We start from the raw sequence: 17602 nt of genomic DNA, 5'->3' as shown, positions 1-17602 counted from the left end.
CTCGTAGCGGAGCTACTAGGGCTTTCGCCCGGTGCGGCGAGAGTGCGTGCCGGGCGTCGCGACGCCGCGGAGATCCATCAGAAGCCCCCTAGCCCAACGCGGACTTCACCACATCCGCCAACCGCCCCGCCACAGACCGCGCCTGCTCGATGTCCGCAGCCTCGACCATCACCCGCACCAACGGCTCGGTCCCGGAAGGCCGAAGCAGCACCCGCCCGGTGGCGCCGAGCTCCCGCTCCGCCTCGGCAACGGCAACGGCGAGCTCCGCCGACTCCCCCACCCGGGACCGATCGACGTCAGGCACATTGATCAGCACCTGAGGCAGCCGCTCCATCACGGACGCCAGCTCCCGCAGCGACTTCCCGGTCTCGGCGACCCGCGCCGCCAGCATCAGACCCGTCAGCGTGCCGTCACCGGTCGTCGCGTGATCGAGGATGATCACGTGCCCGGACTGCTCGCCGCCCAGCGCGTACCCGTGCTCCTTCATCTCCTCCAGCACATACCGGTCGCCGACGGCGGCCTGCACGAGCTGGATCCCCTCGCGCTCCATGGCCAGCTTGAAGCCGAGGTTGGACATGACGGTCGCGACAACGGTGTCCGAGCGCAGCACGCCCCGCTCCCGCATGGCCAGCGCCAGCACGGAGAGGATCTGGTCGCCGTCGATCTCCTCGCCGGTGTGGTCCACCGCGAGGCACCGGTCCGCGTCGCCGTCGTGCGCGATGCCGAAGGCGGCCCCGTGCTCGATGACCGCGTCCTTCAGCTTGTCGAGGTGCGTGGACCCGCAGCCGTCGTTGATGTTGAGTCCGTCCGGCTCGGCGCCGATGGTGACGATCTCCGCGCCGGCCCGGGTGAACGCCTCGGGCGACACCCACGCGGCAGCGCCGTGCGCCTCGTCGAGGACGACCTTCAGCCCGTCCAGCCGGTTCGGCAGGACGGCGATGAGGTGGGCGACGTAGCGGTCGAACCCTTCGTCGTACGAGCGGACGCGTCCGACGCCGCTGCCGGTCGGCCGCTCCCAGGGCGCGCCGGTGCGGTGCTCCTCGTAGACGGACTCGATGCGGTCCTCGAGGTCGTCGGCGAGCTTGTGGCCGCCGCGGGCGAAGAACTTGACGCCGTTGTCGGGCATGGCGTTGTGGCTGGCGGAGAGCATCACGCCGAGGTCCGCGCCGAGCACACCGGTGAGGTACGCGACGGCGGGCGTCGGCAGCACGCCGACCTTCAGCACGTCGACGCCCGCACTCGCCAGGCCGGCCACCACGGCGGCCTCCAGGAACTCCCCGGACGCACGCGGGTCCCGTCCGACGACGGCCACCGGCCGGTGGCCCTCGAACGTGCCCGCCTCGGCCAGCACGTGCGCCGCGGCGACGGACAGGCCGAGCGCCATCTCCGCCGTCAGATCCGCGTTGGCGACACCGCGCACGCCGTCCGTGCCGAAGAGTCGTCCCACTTGTCCTCCTGAGGAAGCGTCAGTTTCAAAAGCCGTGCGGGGCGCGCCGGATGGCCGGCCGGTCGGCGGCTCCCGCGTCCCGGCGTTCCGCATTCAGGCATTGCATGCCCTGAACATCCGATCACACAAGCCTTTGAGCACCTTGTGCCGTTATACGCCCAGAACTGCGATAAAACGAACGCCCCGGCGACACTGTGGCGTGCCGCCGGGGCGTTCGGAGTACGTGGGGTCGGACCGAACCGGCCCGACCCGGTATACGTACGAGCAGGCAGCGAAGCTTAACGCTTGCTGTACTGCGGGGCCTTGCGGGCCTTCTTGAGACCGGCCTTCTTGCGCTCGACCGCACGGTCGTCACGCGTGAGGAAGCCGGCCTTCTTGAGGGCGCCGCGGTTGTTGTCCACGTCGGCCTCGTTCAGCGCGCGGGCGACACCGAGACGGAGCGCACCGGCCTGACCCGAGACACCGCCGCCGGAGATCCGGGCGACGACGTCGTAGCGACCCTCGAGCTCGAGGACCTTGAACGGCTCGTTGACTTCCTGCTGGTGCACCTTGTTCGGGAAGTAGTCCTCGAGGGTGCGACCGTTGATCTTCCACTTCCCGGAGCCCGGAACGATCCGGACGCGGGCGATGGCGTTCTTGCGACGGCCCAGGCCGGCGGCCGGCTGGGGCTCGCCGAAGCGGGAGGCCAGGGACTCCGAGGTGTACTCACCCTCGACGGGGACCTCGGACTCGGTGGTGTAGCTGTCGATGTCGACGAGCTCGGTCTCTTCGAGCGGCTGCTCGGCAGTGGTCTCGGCCACGGTTCTCCTCAGATTCTCTTCAGCTTGGGGGTGTGGCCGGAATTACTGCGCGACCTGGGTGATCTCGAACGGCACAGGCTGCTGTGCCGCGTGCGGGTGCACGTCACCCCTGTAGACCTTCAGCTTCGAGAGCATCTGACGGCCGAGCGTGTTCTTGGGGAGCATGCCCTTGACGGCCTTCTCGACGGCCTTCTCGGGGTTGTTCGTCAGCAGGTCGTCATAGCGCACGGCGCGCAGACCACCCGGGTACCCGGAGTGGCGGTAGGCCATCTTCTGGGTCCGCTTGTTGCCGGAGAGGTGCACCTTGTCGGCGTTGATGATGATGACGAAGTCACCGGTGTCGACGTGGGGCGCGTAGATCGGCTTGTGCTTGCCCCGCAGAAGGGAGGCGGCAGTGGTGGCGAGACGGCCCAGGACGATGTCCTGAGCGTCGATGACGTGCCACTGGCGCGTCACATCGCCGGGCTTGGGGCTGTACGTACGCACGGTTCGTAGCCTTCGCTTCTTCAGTGAATGGTCCTGACAGGTCACCGAAGACGATCGACAGCCCTGACCGCACTGCGGTGACGCATACCGCGTGCTGGTCGCTGGTCATCGGCCCGGTGGACCGGTGTAAGGGCCCGTCCCGTGAGAAGGCAAGCCAATACACAACGAAGAAGCAGAATACCCGCGTCTCGGGGGTCGGGTCAAAACGAGCCCGGCGACCACCGGAAACGGCCTTCCGGAGTGGCCCGCGCCACACGCCGGACGGCGGCCTGGGGAAACGCCGCACCAACCACCCGGAGATGTCGTTTTTGCCCGCACTCACGCCCGGAACGCCGGGGGCTCCAGCGCCTGTTGGCGCGCAACACGACACGCCGATGCCCGTCTAAGATGCGCCCCATGAGCTATGGGCAGGGGGGACCTCAGTCCCAGTGGGATCCGTGGAAACCGAACTCCCAGCAGCCGTGGACCACCGGCGACGACGGCCGGACCCCGGACTGGGCCGCGCTCGCCGAGGCATCCGAGACGCGCAACAAGCGCCGCCGGGTGTTCTTCATAGGCGGGGGCGCGCTCGCCACGATCGCCATCGGCACCGCCGTGGCCATGGCCGTGGTCTCGGCGAACGGCAGCGACGAGGCGAACAAGCCGACGTCCTCACTGCCCGCGACCGCCGATCTGCCCAGCGCGTCCACCACCCCGTCCTTCGCGCCGACCAGCGCCCCGCCCCCGCTGGACCCGAAGGAGTTCGTCTCCAGCAAGGCCAAGGACACCGCCCCCAACGGCCCTGACCTGCTCTTCCCCGGCACCCAGCTGACCATGGGCACGGCCGTGTACAAGAAGGGCCCGAAGGCCGACAGCACCACGTGCACGACGGGCGCCGCGGGCACCCTGCCGAACGTCCTCACCGCCAACGGCTGCACCCGCATCATGCGGGTCACCTACACCAAGGACGGCATCGCGACCACGGTCGGCGTGGCCGTCTTCGACACCGAGGCCCAGGCCCTCAAGGTCAAGAGCCAGTCCGACGACAAGAGCATCGTCAAGGCCCTCACCGGCGGGGACGTCAAGGCCTTCTGCAACGGCGCGATCTGCCGCTCGACGACCAACTCCTACGGCCGGTACGCCTACTTCACGATCACCGGCTTCGCGAACGGCAAGGACGTGACCACGAAGGACACGGCCGTCTTCACCGCGGGTGACGACCTCGCCGAGTTCGCGTTCCAGCAGATCCGCCGCCGCGGCGAGGCCCAGGCGTCCGCGGCCGCCAACAGCTGACGCCTCCCCTCCCGGGGTCGGCTCAGCAGCAGCCGGCCCCCGGCAGCGTCCGCTTGTTGCGCGCCTCCTTGTTGCGCGCGGCGAGCAGCTCGTCGGCCGGATAGCCGACCTCCTCCAGCGTCAGCCCGTGCGGCCGGACGACATGCACGGCGGAGTCCCGCACCCCGGCGGCGAGCACCTTCCCGGGCCACTCGTCCCCCCGGTGCCCGTCCCCCACGAACAGCAGCGCGCCGATCAACGACCGCACCATGTTGTGGCAGAAGGCATCGGCCCGCACGGTGGCAGTGATCACGCCGTCCTCCCCACGCACGAGACTCAGCTCCTGCAGCGTACGGATGGTGGTCGCTCCCTCCCGCCGCTTGCAGTAGGCCGCGAAGTCGTGCTCGCCGAGCAGCCTGCGCGCCGCCTCGTTCATGGCGTCGACGTCGAGGGGCCAGTCGTGCCAGAGGACGTGACTGCGCAGCAGCGGATCGACACCGCCCGGATCGTCGGTGACCCGGTACGCGTACCGCCGCCAGATCGCCGAGAACCGCGCGTTGAACCCGGCCGGGGCCTCGGTGAGGGACCAGATACGGACATCCTTGGCGAGCCGCCCGGCCAGCCGCTTGAGCAGCTTCTCCCGGTGCTCGGCCCAGAGCCCCTCCGGCAGATCGACGTGCGCCACCTGCCCGCGCGCGTGCACGCCGGCGTCCGTCCGCCCGGCCACGGTCAGCTCGTACGTCGTGTCCTTCGACCGTGTGACGGTCCGCAGGGCGTCCTCGATCTCCCCCTGCACGGTCCGCCGCCCACCGGCCTGCTTGGCCCACCCGGAGAACCCGCTCCCGTCGTACGACAGGTCCATCCGCACCCGTACGAACCCGGGCTGCACTTCGTCACTCACCCCTAGATCCTCTCAAGCCTGCATCCTGCGGAGAACGCGGAACGGGCCCGCCCCGAGGGGGCGGACCCGTTCACTGCAAGGCAGAGCCTCAGGCGTCCTTGGACTCCTCGGCCGGAGCCTCGTCCGCGACCTCTTCGGCGGCGGGCTTGGCGTCCTCGACGACCTCGTCCTTCTTGAGGGCGTCTTCCTTGACCGCACGCTTGGTGGCAGCCTCGGCCTCACCCGTGGCCTGCTGCGCGACCGTCAGCGCCTCGACCAGCTCGATGACAGCCATGGGCGCGTTGTCGCCACGACGGTTACCGATCTTGGTGATGCGGGTGTAGCCACCCGGACGGTTCTCGTAGCGCGGGCCGATCTCGGTGAAGAGCGTGTGCACGATGCTCTTGTCCGTGATCACCTGGAGCACCTGACGGCGGTTGTGAAGGTCGCCCTTCTTCGCCTTGGTGACCAGACGCTCGGCGTACGGGCGCAGCTTGCGCGCCTTCGACTCCGTGGTGGTGATGCGACCGTGCTCGAACAGCGCCTTCGCGAGGTTCGCGAGGAGCAGCTTCTCGTGCGCGGCGCTGCCGCCCATACGGGCACCCTTGGTGGGCTTCGGCATGATGTCTCTCCTAGGTGTCTGCCCCGGCCGTATCAGGTACCGAGGTCAGTATCCGAGCAGGCGGTTACCTGTCGGAGATCCGGGGTCCGCTGACGCGAACCCCGGAGGCGGTGGAGATCAGTACTGCTCGGTCTCCACGAAACCCGCGTCCGCGTCGTCGTCCGCGCCGAACGCGTCGGCAGCGGCCGTCGGGTCGAATCCGGGCGGGCTGTCCTTCAGGGCCAGGCCCATGCCGGCCAGCTTCGCCTTGACCTCGTCGATCGACTTCGCACCGAAGTTGCGGATGTCGAGCAGGTCGGCCTCGGAACGAGCCACGAGCTCACCCACGGAGTGGATGCCCTCGCGCTTGAGGCAGTTGTACGAACGGACGGTGAGCTCGAGCTCCTCGATCGGCAGGGCGAGATCGGCGGCGAGGGCGGCGTCCGTGGGGGACGGGCCCATGTCGATGCCCTCGGCGTCGATGTTGAGCTCGCGGGCGAGCCCGAACAGCTCGACCAGCGTCTTGCCGGCGGAGGCCATGGCGTCACGCGGACGCATCGCCTGCTTGGTCTCGACGTCGACGATCAGCTTGTCGAAGTCGGTGCGCTGCTCGACACGGGTCGCCTCGACCTTGTACGTGACCTTGAGCACCGGCGAGTAGATGGAGTCGACCGGAATACGCCCGATCTCCTGGCCCACCTGCTTGTTCTGCACGGCGGAGACGTAACCGCGACCGCGCTCGACGGTCAGCTCCATCTCCAGCTTGCCCTTGCCGTTGAGCGTGGCGAGGACGAGGTCGGGGTTGTGGACCTCGACACCGGCCGGAGGCGCGATGTCGGCGGCGGTGACCAGACCCGGACCCTGCTTGCGCAGGTACATCACAACGGGCTCGTCGTGCTCGGACGACACGACCAGCTGCTTGATGTTGAGGATCAGGTCGGTGACGTCCTCCTTGACGCCCGGCACGGTGGTGAACTCGTGCAGCACGCCGTCGATCCGGATGCTGGTGACAGCGGCGCCGGGGATCGAGGAGAGGAGGGTACGGCGGAGGGAGTTGCCGAGGGTGTAGCCGAAGCCCGGCTCCAGCGGCTCGATCACGAACCGGGAGCGGAACTCGTCGACGACCTCTTCGGTCAACGAGGGACGCTGAGCGATCAGCATGTTGCGATCCTTCTGTCAGGGACGCCCGCTATTTGACGTCCTGATACGTGACAAGAGTACGGGCGATACGACCCGAAAGAGCCGTACCGCCCGAAATCCTCAGCCCGACAAGCAGCCGTGCGTCAGACGCGGCGACGCTTGGGCGGACGGCAGCCGTGCTGCGACATGTGGGGGACAACCCCCACTCCCCCAGCCGGAAGCCGAACCGTCGTGGCCCCGTGCGTCAGACGCGGCGACGCTTGGGCGGACGGCAGCCGTTGTGCGGGGTCGGGGTGACGTCCTGGATGGAGCCGACCTCGAGGCCTGTGGCCTGCAGGGAGCGGATGGCGGTCTCACGACCGGCGCCCGGGCCCTTGACGAAGACGTCGACCTTGCGCATACCGTGCTCCTGCGCGCGACGGGCAGCCGACTCGGCGGCCATCTGCGCGGCGAACGGCGTGGACTTGCGCGAGCCCTTGAAACCGACGTGGCCGGCGGAGGCCCACGAGATCACGTTTCCGGCCGGGTCCGTGATGGACACGATCGTGTTGTTGAACGTGCTCTTGATGTGCGCCTGGCCGTGCGCGACGTTCTTCTTTTCCTTGCGGCGCACCTTCTTGGCAGCGCCCTGACGACCCTTGGGGGGCATCTACAAACTCCTACGGGGAGGTGGTCGGTCCTACAGCGAAGACCGCTGATGAAGCGTTGTCCGCTGAGGACTACTTCTTGCCCGGCTTCTTCTTGCCGGCGATGGCGCGACGCGGGCCCTTGCGGGTACGAGCGTTCGTGCTGGTGCGCTGACCGCGGACGGGCAGACCACGACGGTGACGGAGACCCTGGTAGCAGCCGATCTCGACCTTGCGGCGGATGTCGGCCTGGATCTCGCGACGGAGGTCACCCTCGGTCTTGATGTTGGCGTCCACGTACTCGCGGATCGCGACGAGCTGCTCCTCGGAGAGGTCGCGAACGCGGGTGTTCGGGTCGACGCCGGTCGCTGCCAGCGTCTCCTGGGAGAGGGTCCGGCCGATGCCGAACACGTAGGTGAGGGCGACCTCCACACGCTTTTCGCGCGGGATGTCGACACCGGAAACGCGTGCCATTCAATGGCTCCAGTTGATCTTCGGAGGTCTTCCACAGAACCGCCTCCCAGCCGCCGTCCTCCCCTACGGGGATTTGGTACGGACTGGGTCCCCGGCCTCCGAGCCGGGGGTATCAGGCACGAAAAAGCACCTGGGTCCTGCGTATGAACAAATTCAGCTCGCGTCGCGCGAAGTCTCTGCGATATCGATGCAGAGGGTAGATCTGTCTGCGATCAGCCCTGGCGCTGCTTGTGGCGCGGGTTCTCGCAAATGATCATGACCCGACCGTGACGGCGGATCACCCTGCACTTGTCGCAGATCTTCTTGACGCTCGGCTTGACCTTCATGGGATGTGAGGTTCTCCGGGTCAGTTGCCGGCCACCCCGCGCACAAGAGAGCGCACAGGGCCTGGGCAAGATCTACTTGTACCGGTAGACGATCCGGCCACGCGTCAGGTCGTACGGAGACAGCTCCACCACGACCCGGTCGTCAGGGAGGATACGGATGTAGTGCATACGCATCTTGCCGCTGATGTGCGCCAGGACCTGGTGGCCGTTCTGGAGCTCGACCTTGAACATGGCGTTCGGAAGAGACTCGACGACAGTGCCCTCGATCTCGATGGCACCTTGCTTCTTGGCCACGCTTCGCCCTTCGAATCGACTACCTTGATCGACTCCCACGCTTTCCCCAAAGGGCGCATGCGGACATGCGGGTGCACGAGAGCCGACGAGTCAGTCTACGTCAGCGCACCCGGAAAGACGAATCGAAAGAGCCTGCCCCACGAGGGAGATCCTTAAGCCCACACTCAGCCCGGACCCAGCGCACTCAGCCCGTCCGGTGCTTGAGGACGAGGCCGTCCAGGCCGATAAGGGGGTCTGGGGGCACAGCCCCCAGGAACGGGACGGGAAGGGGCGGCGGGAGCGAAGCGGGCCTGGGGGCGCAGCCCCCAGAGACGGGACGGAGAGGCCTCAGCCCAACGGATCCGGCGCCGCCACGACCCCGTGTTCCGCCAGCTTCGCCTTGCCCCCGACCAATCCCCGACGCCCCTCTCGCGGGCTCGGCGCCTGGGGCGCCTCACAAGCTTCGAACGGCTGCGCCGGCCTCCGACCGGCGGCGTGAGCCCAGGCCTTCGTCAGCCCAACGGATCCGGCGCCGCCGTAACCCCGTGCTCCGCCAGCTTCGCCCTGCCGCCGTCAGGCGCCGTCAGCACCAGCGGGCCCGCCTCCGTCAACGCGACCGAGTGCTCCCAGTGCGACGACCACGTGCCGTCCGTCGTGATGACCGTCCAGTCGACCAATCCCCGACGCCCCTCTCGCGGGCTCGGCGCCTGGGGCGCCTCACAAGCTTCGAACGGCTGCGCCGGCCTCCGACCGGCGGCGTGAGCCCAGGCCTTCGTCAGCCCAACGGATCCGGCGCCGCCGTAACCCCGTGCTCCGCCAGCTTCGCCCTGCCGCCGTCAGGCGCCGTCAGCACCAGCGGGCCCGCCTCCGTCAACGCGACCGAGTGCTCCCAGTGCGACGACCACGTGCCGTCCGTCGTGATGACCGTCCAGTCGTCCTCGAGGACCTCGGTGCGGGGCGTGCCGAGGGACACCATCGGCTCGATCGCCAGGCAGAAGCCCGGGATCAGCTTCGGGCCCTTGCCGCGCTTGCGGTCGACGTAGTTCAGGAGGTGGGGGTCCATGTGCATCTCGGTGCCGATGCCGTGGCCACCGTAGTCCTCGATGATGCCGTAGCGGCCGCCGCCGGGCTTCGGCTGGCGGCGGATGTACGTCTCGATGGCCCGGGAGACGTCCACCAGCCGGCTGCCCTGCTTCATGGCGGCGATCCCGGCCCACATGGACTCCTCGGTCACCCGGGAGAGCTCGACCAGCTCCGGAGCGTGGCCGGAGCCGACGAACGCCGTGTACGCCGCGTCGCCGTGCCAGCCGTCCACGATCGCGCCGCAGTCGATGGAGATGATGTCCCCGTCCTTGAGGACGACCTCGTCGGACGGGATGCCGTGCACCACCACGTCGTTCACGGACGTGCAGATCGTGGCCGGGAACCCGCCGTACCCGAGGAAGTTCGACTTCGCGCCGTGTTCCGCGAGGACCTTGCGGGCGACCTCGTCGAGGTCCTTGGTCGTCGCCCCCGGCACCGCCGCTTCGCGCGTGGCCGCGTGGATGGCGGCTACGACCAGCCCCGCCACCCGCATCTTGGCGATCTGCTCGGGGCTCTTGATCTGCACCATGGGGGGCCTGCGCTCTCCGTCACTCAGGTCGGTCGGTTATGTGGTGGGTCACGTGATGACGTACGTACACAACAGTACGGCCGTGGTGTCCGGAAGGACTCCACGGCCGTACCTGGCCGACGACTACTGGTCGTCGCCCTCGCGCTTCAGCGCCGCCAGCGCACGGCCGGTGACCTCGTCCACCGGGCCCATGGCCTCGATGGTCACGACCAGGCCCTGCGCCTTGTAGTAATCGATGATCGGCTCGGTCTGCGTGTGGTAGACCTCGAGCCGCGTGCGGACCGTTTCCTCGGTGTCGTCGTCCCGCTGGTACAGCTCGCCGCCGCAGACGTCACAGACGTCGTCCTGCGCCGGCTTCTTGTACGTCACGTGGAAGACGTGCGAGGAGTCGTTACGGCAGATGCGCCGGCCGGCGATCCGCTTGACGACCTCCTCCTCCGGGGCCTCCAGGTCCAGTACCGCGTCCAGCTTGATGCCCTCGGTGGTGAGGAGCTCGTCCAGCGCCTCGGCCTGCGAGACGTTGCGCGGGAAGCCGTCCAGCAGGAAGCCGCGCTCGGCGTCCGGCTGCTCCATGCGGTCCTTGGCCATGGCGATGGTGACCTCGTCGGGGACGAGGTTGCCGGCGTCCATGTAGGACTTCGCGAGTTTCCCGAGTTCCGTCTGCTGGCTGATGTTGGCGCGGAACAGGTCGCCCGTGGAGATGTGCGGAACGCGCAGCTTCTCGGCCAGACGTGTGGCCTGCGTTCCCTTTCCGGCGCCCGGCGGCCCGACGAGGACGATACGCATCAGCGGAGGAACCCTTCGTAATTGCGCTGCTGGAGCTGGCTCTCGATCTGCTTCACCGTCTCGAGACCGACACCCACGATGATCAGGATGCTGGTACCACCGAACGGGAAGTTCTGGCTTGCCCCGAAGCCAACCAACGCCATCGTCGGTACAAGAGCGATCAGACCCAGATACAGCGAACCCGGCCAGGTGATCCGGTTGAGTACGTACGACAGGTACTCAGCGGTCGGTCGGCCAGCCCGGATGCCCGGGATGAAGCCACCATACTTCTTCATGTTGTCGGCGACTTCCTCGGGGTTGAAGGAGATCGCCACATAGAAGAACGCGAAGAAAACGATCAGCAAGAAGTACATGCTGATGTAGATCGGGTGGTCACCCTTGGTCAGGTTGGTCTCGATCCAGGTCTTCCAGCTGGACTGACCGCCGGAGAACTGGGCGACGAGAGCCGGGATGTAGAGCAGCGAAGAAGCGAAGATGACCGGGATCACACCGGCCTGGTTCACCTTGAGCGGGATGTACGTAGAGGTACCGCCGTAGGACCGGCGGCCGATCATCCGCTTCGCGTACTGCACGGGGATCCGGCGCTGGGCCTGCTCGACGAAGACCACCAGGCCGACCATGACCAGGCCGACCAGGATGACCGTGCCGAACTCGATCCAGCCGCCCGCCAGCGTGCCCTGCTTCTTGATGGCCCACAGGGCCGAGGGGAAGGTCGCGGCGATCGAGATGAACATGAGGATCGACATGCCGTTGCCGATGCCGCGGTCGGTGATGATCTCACCGAGCCACATGACCATGGCGGTGCCGGCGGTCATGCAGATGACCATGGTGATGGTGGTGAAGATCGCGCGGTCCGGGACGATGCTCGACGCGACCGTGCAACCGGAGAACAGGGCACCGCTGCGGGCGGTGGCCACGAGGCCGGTGCCCTGCAGGATGGCGAGCGCCACGGTGAGGTAACGCGTGTACTGCGTGATCTTCGCCGTGCCGGCCGAGCCCTCCTTCTTCAGGGCTTCCAGACGCGGGATGACCACGGTGAGCAGCTGAAGGATGATGCTCGCCGTGATGTACGGCATGATGCCCAGCGCGAAGATGGTGATCTGCAGCAGCGCACCGCCGCTGAACATGTTCACCAGACCGAAGAGGCCCTGGTTGCCGGACGCCTCGTCCACACACCGCTGGACGGACGTGTAGTCGACACCGGGGATCGGAATGTGCGTGCCGACCCGGTAGATCACGATGATCCCGAGCGTGATGAGCAGCTTCTTGCGCAGGTCGGGCGTCTTGAACGCCCGGGCGAACGCGGTGAGCACGGTGCCTCCTGCGACCCCCGCGCATCTGCGTCAAGGGTGACGGTCTTGAGGGTCCAATAAGAACAACGACTAAGAGCAACGACATGAGTAACGGCCGACTGCCGCTCAAGGTGCCCTCTTGAGAGAACCTTGTGAAAAGTGGGCAGTGCAGGTCACCTTACCCGCGACATAGCCGCCCTAGGAACGACCAACCGGGGATACCCCATTTGTGGGGTATCCCCGGTCGGGATCGCTCATGTCATCGAGTCGCCTGAGATATTCAGATGAGCTCGGTGACGGTACCGCCGGCGGCGGTGATCTTCTCCTTGGCGGAGCCGGAGACGGCGTCGACCGCCACCTGCAGCGCCACGGAGATCTCGCCCTGGCCGAGGACCTTGACGAGGCTGTTCTTGCGAACGGCGCCCTTGGCGACGAGACCCTCGACGGTGACCTCGCCACCCTCCGGGTACAGCGCGGCCAGCTTCTCGAGGTTCACGACCTGGAACTCGGTCTTGAACGGGTTCTTGAAGCCCTTCAGCTTCGGAAGACGCATGTGGAGGGGCATCTGCCCACCCTCGAAGCGCTCCGGAACCTGGTAACGGGCCTTCGTGCCCTTGGTACCACGACCGGCCGTCTTACCCTTCGACGCCTCACCACGACCCACACGGGTCTTGGCGGTCTTGGCGCCCGGGGCGGGACGGAGGTTGTGGATCTTGAGCGGGTTGTTCTCCGCCATGATCAGTCGACCTCCTCGACCGTCACGAGGTGGCGGACGGTGTGCACCATGCCGCGGAACTCGGGACGATCCTCCTTGACGACCACGTCGTTCAGGCGCTTGAGCCCGAGCGAACGAAGGGTGTCACGGTGGTTCTGCTTGCTGCCGATGTACGACTTCGTCTGCGTGATCTTGAGCTGAGCCATTACGCACCAGCCCCGGCACGCGCACGAAGCAGAGCCGCGGGAGCGACGTCCTCGAGGGGCAGACCGCGGCGGGCCGCGATCTCCTCGGGACGCTGCAGGCCCTTCAGGGCCTCCACGGTCGCGTGCACGATGTTGATCGCGTTGGACGAGCCGAGCGACTTCGACAGGATGTCGTGAACGCCGGCGCACTCGAGCACAGCACGCACCGGGCCACCGGCGATAACGCCGGTACCGGGGGAAGCAGGCTTGAGCAGGACGACGCCCGCGGCCTTCTCGCCCGTGATCGGGTGCGGGATGGTGCCCTGGATACGGGGGACCTTGAAGAAGTGCTTCTTGGCCTCTTCAACACCCTTGGCGATCGCGGCCGGCACCTCCTTGGCCTTGCCGTAACCGACACCCACGGTGCCGTCACCATCGCCCACCACGACCAGCGCGGTGAAGCTGAAGCGACGACCACCCTTCACAACCTTGGCGACGCGGTTGATCGCGACAACGCGCTCAACGTACGCGGTCTTCTCGGCGGCAGCTGCGCCGCCGTCACGGCCCTTCCGGTCCCGCCGCTCGCCGCCACCGGCACCGCCACCGCGGCGCTGGGGTCCAGCCATTGGAATTACCTCTCTCTGTTTCCGCTAGCTACGGAGGCTCAGAACTTGAGCCCGGCCTCGCGGGCGGCGTCCGCCAGAGCGGCGATGCGCCCGGCGTACTGGTTACCACCACGGTCGAACACGACAGTCTCGACACCGGCGGCCTTGGCGCGCTCGGCGACAAGCGCGCCGACCTGCTTGGCCTGCGAGGACTTGTCGCCCTCGCCACCGCGGACCGACGTGTCCAGGGTGGACGCCGACGCCAGGGTGTGACCCTTGATGTCGTCGATCACCTGGGCCACGATGTGGCGGTTCGAGCGGGTAACGACCAGACGAGGACGCTCCGCCGTACCGTTGATCCGCTTGCGGATCCGGATGTGACGGCGCTTGATCGCGGCGCGCTTGTAGGCGTCGCCCTTCAGGATCTTCTGTCCGTATGCCATGGCTTACTTACCCGCCTTTCCGACCTTGCGGCGGATGACTTCGCCCTCGTACTTGACACCCTTGGCCTTGTACGGGTCGGGCTTGCGCAGCTTGCGGATGTTGGCCGCAACCTCGCCGACCTTCTGCTTGTCGATGCCCTCGACCGAGAACCGCGTGGGGTTCTCGACCTTGAAGGAGATGCCTTCGGGGGCCTCGACGGTGATCGGGTGGCTGTAACCGAGCGCGAACTCGAGGTTCGAACCCTTCGCGGTCACGCGGTAACCGACACCACTGATCTCGAGCTTCTTCACGTAACCCTGGGTCACGCCGGTGATCATGTTCGCCACCAGCGTGCGGGACAGGCCGTGCAGGGCCTTGCTCTGACGCTCGTCGTTGGGGCGGGTGACGTTCAGAACGCCGTCCTCACCCTTGGCGATCTCGATCGGCGAAACGACGGTGTGGGTCAGCGAGCCCTTGGGGCCCTTGACCAAAACCGTCTGGCCGTCGATGGTGACGTCCACGCCGGCGGGAACCGTGATAGGGAGCTTGCCAATGCGCGACATAGCTGTTTCCTCCGTTCCCTTCCGCTACCAGACGTAGGCGAGAACTTCTCCGCCTACGCCCTTCTTGCCGGCCTGCTTGTCGGTGAGGAGACCGTGCGACGTGGAGATGATCGCCACGCCGAGGCCGCCCAGCACCTTGGGCAGGGAGGTGGACTTCGCGTAAACCCGGAGACCGGGCTTGGAGATCCGCTTGATGCCCGCGATGGAGCGCTCACGGTTCGGGCCGAACTTCAGCTCGAGAACGAGGTTCTTGCCGACCTCGGCGTCCTCGACCTTCCAGCCCGTGATGAAGCCCTCCTGCTGGAGGATCTCCGCGATGTGAGACTTGATCTTCGATGCCGGCATCGTCACGGAGTCGTGGTACGCCGAGTTCGCGTTCCGCAGACGCGTAAGCATGTCTGCGATCGGATCAGTCATGGTCATGAATTGGCCTGTGGCCTCTCTCGCCGGGGTTTCCTGGTGCGCCATCCCTCTCCCCGATCCGAGACGGGACGGGTGCGGCGCGGTGGACCTACGGCGTAGTAAGTCGTACGGGCGACCATCAGGGCACCCAACCCTCCCAGCCTAAGCCATGGAGAGGTGGGCGCCTGACACGCCCATTGCTTACCGAGAGACTCCGGGACCCCTAAATAAGGGGTTTACCAGGAGCTCTTGGTCACGCCCGGCAGCTCTCCACGGTGAGCCATCTCACGAAGGCACACACGGCAGAGGCCGAACTTGCGGTACACGGAGTGGGGACGGCCGCAACGCTGGCAGCGGTTGTACGCCCGCACAGCGAACTTGGGCTTGCGAGCAGCCTTTGCGATCAGAGCCTTCTTCGCCATCTCGCTCACGCCTCCTTGAAGGGGAAGCCGAGGTGACGAAGGAGCGCGCGGCCCTCAGCGTCGTTGGTCGCCGTGGTGACCACGGTGATGTCCATACCCCGGACACGGTCGATCTTGTCCTGGTCGATCTCGTGGAACATGACCTGCTCCGTGAGACCGAAGGTGTAGTTGCCACGGCCGTCGAACTGCTTGGGGGACAGACCACGGAAGTCGCGGATGCGCGGGAGCGCGAGCGACAGGGTGCGGTCCAGGAACTCCCACATGCGGTCGCCACGAAGCGTGACGTGGGCACCGATCGGCTGACCCTCACGCAGCTTGAACTGCGCGATGGACTTGCGGGCCTTGGTGACGGCCGGCTTCTGACCGGTGATCGTGGTGAGGTCGCGAATCGCGCCGTCGATCAGCTTGGAGTCGCGGGCGGCGTCGCCCACACCCATGTTGACCACGATCTTGACGAGGCCGGGGATCTGCATGACGTTCTCGTAGGAGAACTCCTCACGCAGCTTGCCCGTGATCTCCTCGCGGTACTTCGTCTTCAGACGCGGAGTGGTGGTGGTAGCCATCAGATGTCCTCACCCGTCCGCTTGGCAACGCGGATCTTGTTGCCCTCGTCGTCGAAGCGGTAACCGACGCGCGTGACGACCTTGTTGCCGTCCTTCTCCACGACCAGCTGAACGTTGGACACGTGGATCGGGGCCTCGGTGGTCACGATGCCGCCGGCCTGGGAGCCCTTGGCGGTCGGACCGGCCTTCGTGTGCTTCTTGACCCGGTTGACACCCTCGACCAGGACGCGGTCCTCGCGGGGGAAGGCCGCGATGACCTTGCCCTGCTTGCCCTTGTCCTTGCCCGTGATGACCTGGACCAGGTCGCCCTTCTTGATCTTCATGCTTACAGCACCTCCGGAGCCAGCGAGATGATCTTCATGAACTTCTTCTCGCGCAGCTCCCGGCCGACCGGGCCGAAGATGCGGGTGCCACGAGGGTCGCCGTCGTTCTTCAGAATGACAGCGGCGTTCTCGTCGAAGCGGATGTACGAGCCGTCCGGACGGCGGCGCTCCTTGACGGTGCGAACGATGACCGCCTTGATGACGTCACCCTTCTTCACGTTGCCGCCGGGGATCGCGTCCTTGACGGTGGCGACGATGACGTCACCGATGCCCGCGTAGCGGCGACCGGAGCCACCGAGCACACGGATGCAAAGGATTTCCTTCGCACCAGTGTTGTCGGCGACGCGCAGTCGCGACTCCTGCTGGATCACGTCTATCTCCTGTGTGTCTGCCGGTTCCCGGCGCGAAGCGTGATTGCCTCACGCTTCGCGCCGAGCCTGGCGGAACTGACCTGCGGGGTTTGCCGCAGGAATTACTTGGCCTTCTCGAGGATCTCGACGACGCGCCAGCGCTTCGTCGCGGACAGCGGCCGGGTCTCCGCAAGGAGGACACGGTCGCCGACGCCCGCAGCGTTCTGCTCGTCGTGCGCCTTGAGCTTGTTCGTACGGCGGATGACCTTGCCGTACAGCGCGTGCTTCACACGGTCCTCGACGGCGACGACGACGGTCTTGTCCATCTTGTCGCTGACGACCAGACCCTCGCGGGTCTTGCGGAAGCCGCGGGCCTCTGCAGTCTGCTCAGTCACGTTGTTCTCACTCATCAGGCGCTCTCCACCGTCTCGATGCCCAGCTCGCGCTCACGCATCAGGGTGTAGATCCGCGCGATGTCCTTACGGACGGCCTTGAGCCGACCGTGGTTCTCGAGCTGACCCGTCGCCGCCTGGAAGCGGAGGTTGAACAGCTCTTCCTTGGCTTCGCGGAGCTTCGCGAGAAGCTCCTCGTCACCCAGTTCGCGCAGCTCGGACGCCTTGGTACCGGCCGACATCACGCTTCACCTGCCTCGCGCTTGACGATCCGGCACTTCATCGGCAGCTTGTGGGCTGCGCGAGTGAGGGCCTCACGGGCGATCTTCTCGTTGGGGTAGGACAGCTCGAACATGACCCGGCCCGGGTGCACGTTCGCGATCCACCACTCCGGAGAACCCTTACCGGAACCCATGCGGGTCTCGGCAGGCTTCTTCGTGAGCGGGCGGTCCGGGTAGATGTTGATCCAGACCTTGCCACCACGCTTGATGTGGCGGGTCATCGCGATACGGGCCGCCTCGATCTGGCGGTTGGTCACGTACGCCGGCGTGAGGGCCTGAATGCCGTACTCGCCGAACGAGACCGTCGTACCGCCCTTGGCCTGACCACGGCGCTTCGGGTGGTGCTGCTTGCGGTGCTTGACCCTACGGGGGATCAGCATGTCG

At 66.8% G+C, this 17602-nt stretch carries 27 protein-coding genes and 1 pseudogene; 1 reads left to right on the top strand and 27 read right to left on the bottom strand.

What is annotated here, in order from left to right; genetic code table 11:
• Nucleotides 1-88: 88 nt before the first annotated feature.
• From glmM to rplM, 3 genes are all read right to left on the bottom strand, one after another.
• Nucleotides 89-1447: a phosphoglucosamine mutase gene (gene glmM / locus AB0J04_RS33415; RefSeq protein ID WP_363172349.1), complete on the bottom strand. Its 1359-nt coding sequence runs from the start codon at nt 1445-1447 to the stop codon at nt 89-91.
• Between the two features lie 278 nt (nt 1448-1725).
• The gene (gene rpsI / locus AB0J04_RS33410; protein WP_351903752.1) at nt 1726-2247 is read right to left on the bottom strand and encodes a 30S ribosomal protein S9; all 522 of its coding nucleotides are present in this window, start codon (nt 2245-2247) and stop codon (nt 1726-1728) included.
• Between the two features lie 42 nt (nt 2248-2289).
• Nucleotides 2290-2733, bottom strand: coding sequence for a 50S ribosomal protein L13 (gene rplM, locus AB0J04_RS33405; RefSeq protein WP_351903755.1), 444 nt, complete (start codon nt 2731-2733; stop codon nt 2290-2292).
• A 396-nt stretch (nt 2734-3129) separates the two neighbouring features.
• Between rplM and AB0J04_RS33400 the strand changes: the two genes are divergently transcribed.
• A complete protein-coding gene (locus AB0J04_RS33400) occupies nt 3130-4005 on the top strand; it encodes a hypothetical protein (RefSeq protein WP_363172348.1) in 876 nt (291 codons plus the stop codon).
• Between the two features lie 22 nt (nt 4006-4027).
• On the opposite strand, the gene truA is transcribed toward AB0J04_RS33400, so the two are convergent.
• From truA to rplP, 24 genes and pseudogenes are all read right to left on the bottom strand, one after another.
• Nucleotides 4028-4885: a tRNA pseudouridine(38-40) synthase TruA gene (gene truA, locus AB0J04_RS33395; RefSeq protein WP_363172347.1), complete on the bottom strand. Its 858-nt coding sequence runs from the start codon at nt 4883-4885 to the stop codon at nt 4028-4030.
• An 88-nt stretch (nt 4886-4973) separates the two neighbouring features.
• Complete coding sequence (gene rplQ, locus AB0J04_RS33390; RefSeq protein WP_363172346.1) at nt 4974-5486, bottom strand: 50S ribosomal protein L17; 513 nt, start codon at nt 5484-5486, stop codon at nt 4974-4976.
• A 117-nt stretch (nt 5487-5603) separates the two neighbouring features.
• Nucleotides 5604-6626, bottom strand: coding sequence for a DNA-directed RNA polymerase subunit alpha (locus AB0J04_RS33385; protein ID WP_003966937.1), 1023 nt, complete (start codon nt 6624-6626; stop codon nt 5604-5606).
• A 223-nt stretch (nt 6627-6849) separates the two neighbouring features.
• On the bottom strand, nt 6850-7254 hold the full coding sequence (gene rpsK, locus AB0J04_RS33380; protein ID WP_010354218.1) for a 30S ribosomal protein S11: 405 nt from the start codon (nt 7252-7254) through the stop codon (nt 6850-6852).
• 70 nt (nt 7255-7324) lie between these two features.
• Nucleotides 7325-7705, bottom strand: coding sequence for a 30S ribosomal protein S13 (gene rpsM, locus AB0J04_RS33375; protein ID WP_020132619.1), 381 nt, complete (start codon nt 7703-7705; stop codon nt 7325-7327).
• 212 nt (nt 7706-7917) lie between these two features.
• A complete protein-coding gene (rpmJ, locus tag AB0J04_RS33370) occupies nt 7918-8031 on the bottom strand; it encodes a 50S ribosomal protein L36 (protein ID WP_004984509.1) in 114 nt (37 codons plus the stop codon).
• 72 nt (nt 8032-8103) lie between these two features.
• The gene (gene infA / locus AB0J04_RS33365) at nt 8104-8325 is read right to left on the bottom strand and encodes a translation initiation factor IF-1 (protein WP_003948620.1); all 222 of its coding nucleotides are present in this window, start codon (nt 8323-8325) and stop codon (nt 8104-8106) included.
• 491 nt (nt 8326-8816) lie between these two features.
• Nucleotides 8817-8975: pseudogene (locus AB0J04_RS33360) on the bottom strand (type I methionyl aminopeptidase); the annotation flags it as partial.
• Between the two features lie 104 nt (nt 8976-9079).
• Complete coding sequence (gene map, locus AB0J04_RS33355; RefSeq protein WP_363172345.1) at nt 9080-9916, bottom strand: type I methionyl aminopeptidase; 837 nt, start codon at nt 9914-9916, stop codon at nt 9080-9082.
• A 123-nt stretch (nt 9917-10039) separates the two neighbouring features.
• Nucleotides 10040-10702 carry an adenylate kinase gene (locus AB0J04_RS33350; protein ID WP_363172344.1) on the bottom strand — a complete coding sequence of 221 codons (663 nt, stop codon included), beginning with the start codon at nt 10700-10702 and terminating at the stop codon, nt 10040-10042.
• Nucleotides 10702-12015, bottom strand: a complete 1314-nt coding sequence (gene secY, locus AB0J04_RS33345) for a preprotein translocase subunit SecY (RefSeq protein WP_363172343.1) — start codon at nt 12013-12015, stop codon at nt 10702-10704. The genes AB0J04_RS33350 and secY overlap by 1 nt, the downstream gene beginning before the upstream one ends.
• 259 nt (nt 12016-12274) lie before the next feature.
• Nucleotides 12275-12730, bottom strand: coding sequence for a 50S ribosomal protein L15 (rplO, locus tag AB0J04_RS33340; protein WP_363172342.1), 456 nt, complete (start codon nt 12728-12730; stop codon nt 12275-12277).
• Nucleotides 12731-12732: 2 nt separating this feature from the next.
• Nucleotides 12733-12915: a 50S ribosomal protein L30 gene (gene rpmD / locus AB0J04_RS33335; protein ID WP_030788246.1), complete on the bottom strand. Its 183-nt coding sequence runs from the start codon at nt 12913-12915 to the stop codon at nt 12733-12735.
• The gene (gene rpsE / locus AB0J04_RS33330) at nt 12915-13520 is read right to left on the bottom strand and encodes a 30S ribosomal protein S5 (protein WP_046704422.1); all 606 of its coding nucleotides are present in this window, start codon (nt 13518-13520) and stop codon (nt 12915-12917) included. The genes rpmD and rpsE overlap by 1 nt, the downstream gene beginning before the upstream one ends.
• A gap of 38 nt (nt 13521-13558) precedes the next feature.
• A complete protein-coding gene (gene rplR, locus AB0J04_RS33325) occupies nt 13559-13942 on the bottom strand; it encodes a 50S ribosomal protein L18 (protein WP_351903777.1) in 384 nt (127 codons plus the stop codon).
• 3 nt (nt 13943-13945) lie between these two features.
• Nucleotides 13946-14485: a 50S ribosomal protein L6 gene (gene rplF / locus AB0J04_RS33320; protein WP_363172341.1), complete on the bottom strand. Its 540-nt coding sequence runs from the start codon at nt 14483-14485 to the stop codon at nt 13946-13948.
• A 24-nt stretch (nt 14486-14509) separates the two neighbouring features.
• Entirely contained in the window at nt 14510-14908 is a 399-nt protein-coding gene (gene rpsH, locus AB0J04_RS33315) for a 30S ribosomal protein S8 (RefSeq protein ID WP_013001411.1), read from the bottom strand.
• 215 nt (nt 14909-15123) lie between these two features.
• Nucleotides 15124-15309, bottom strand: coding sequence for a type Z 30S ribosomal protein S14 (locus AB0J04_RS33310; RefSeq protein WP_030890724.1), 186 nt, complete (start codon nt 15307-15309; stop codon nt 15124-15126).
• A 5-nt stretch (nt 15310-15314) separates the two neighbouring features.
• Nucleotides 15315-15872: a 50S ribosomal protein L5 gene (gene rplE / locus AB0J04_RS33305; RefSeq protein ID WP_363172340.1), complete on the bottom strand. Its 558-nt coding sequence runs from the start codon at nt 15870-15872 to the stop codon at nt 15315-15317.
• Nucleotides 15872-16195: a 50S ribosomal protein L24 gene (rplX, locus tag AB0J04_RS33300; protein WP_030039760.1), complete on the bottom strand. Its 324-nt coding sequence runs from the start codon at nt 16193-16195 to the stop codon at nt 15872-15874. Before rplX ends, rplE begins: the two co-directional genes overlap by 1 nt.
• A gap of 2 nt (nt 16196-16197) precedes the next feature.
• Nucleotides 16198-16566 carry a 50S ribosomal protein L14 gene (rplN, locus tag AB0J04_RS33295; RefSeq protein ID WP_003992364.1) on the bottom strand — a complete coding sequence of 123 codons (369 nt, stop codon included), beginning with the start codon at nt 16564-16566 and terminating at the stop codon, nt 16198-16200.
• A 101-nt stretch (nt 16567-16667) separates the two neighbouring features.
• A complete protein-coding gene (gene rpsQ, locus AB0J04_RS33290; protein ID WP_351903784.1) occupies nt 16668-16955 on the bottom strand; it encodes a 30S ribosomal protein S17 in 288 nt (95 codons plus the stop codon).
• Nucleotides 16955-17179 carry a 50S ribosomal protein L29 gene (rpmC, locus tag AB0J04_RS33285; RefSeq protein ID WP_003998824.1) on the bottom strand — a complete coding sequence of 75 codons (225 nt, stop codon included), beginning with the start codon at nt 17177-17179 and terminating at the stop codon, nt 16955-16957. The genes rpsQ and rpmC overlap by 1 nt, the downstream gene beginning before the upstream one ends.
• The gene (rplP, locus tag AB0J04_RS33280) at nt 17179-17598 is read right to left on the bottom strand and encodes a 50S ribosomal protein L16 (RefSeq protein WP_006140905.1); all 420 of its coding nucleotides are present in this window, start codon (nt 17596-17598) and stop codon (nt 17179-17181) included. The genes rpmC and rplP overlap by 1 nt, the downstream gene beginning before the upstream one ends.
• Nucleotides 17599-17602 lie beyond the last annotated feature (4 nt).

Origin of the sequence: Streptomyces sp. NPDC050263 (assembly GCF_040655955.1) — a bacterium.
Classification (GTDB): domain Bacteria; phylum Actinomycetota; class Actinomycetes; order Streptomycetales; family Streptomycetaceae; genus Streptomyces.
This window is presented reverse-complemented; position numbering and strand designations above follow the sequence as displayed.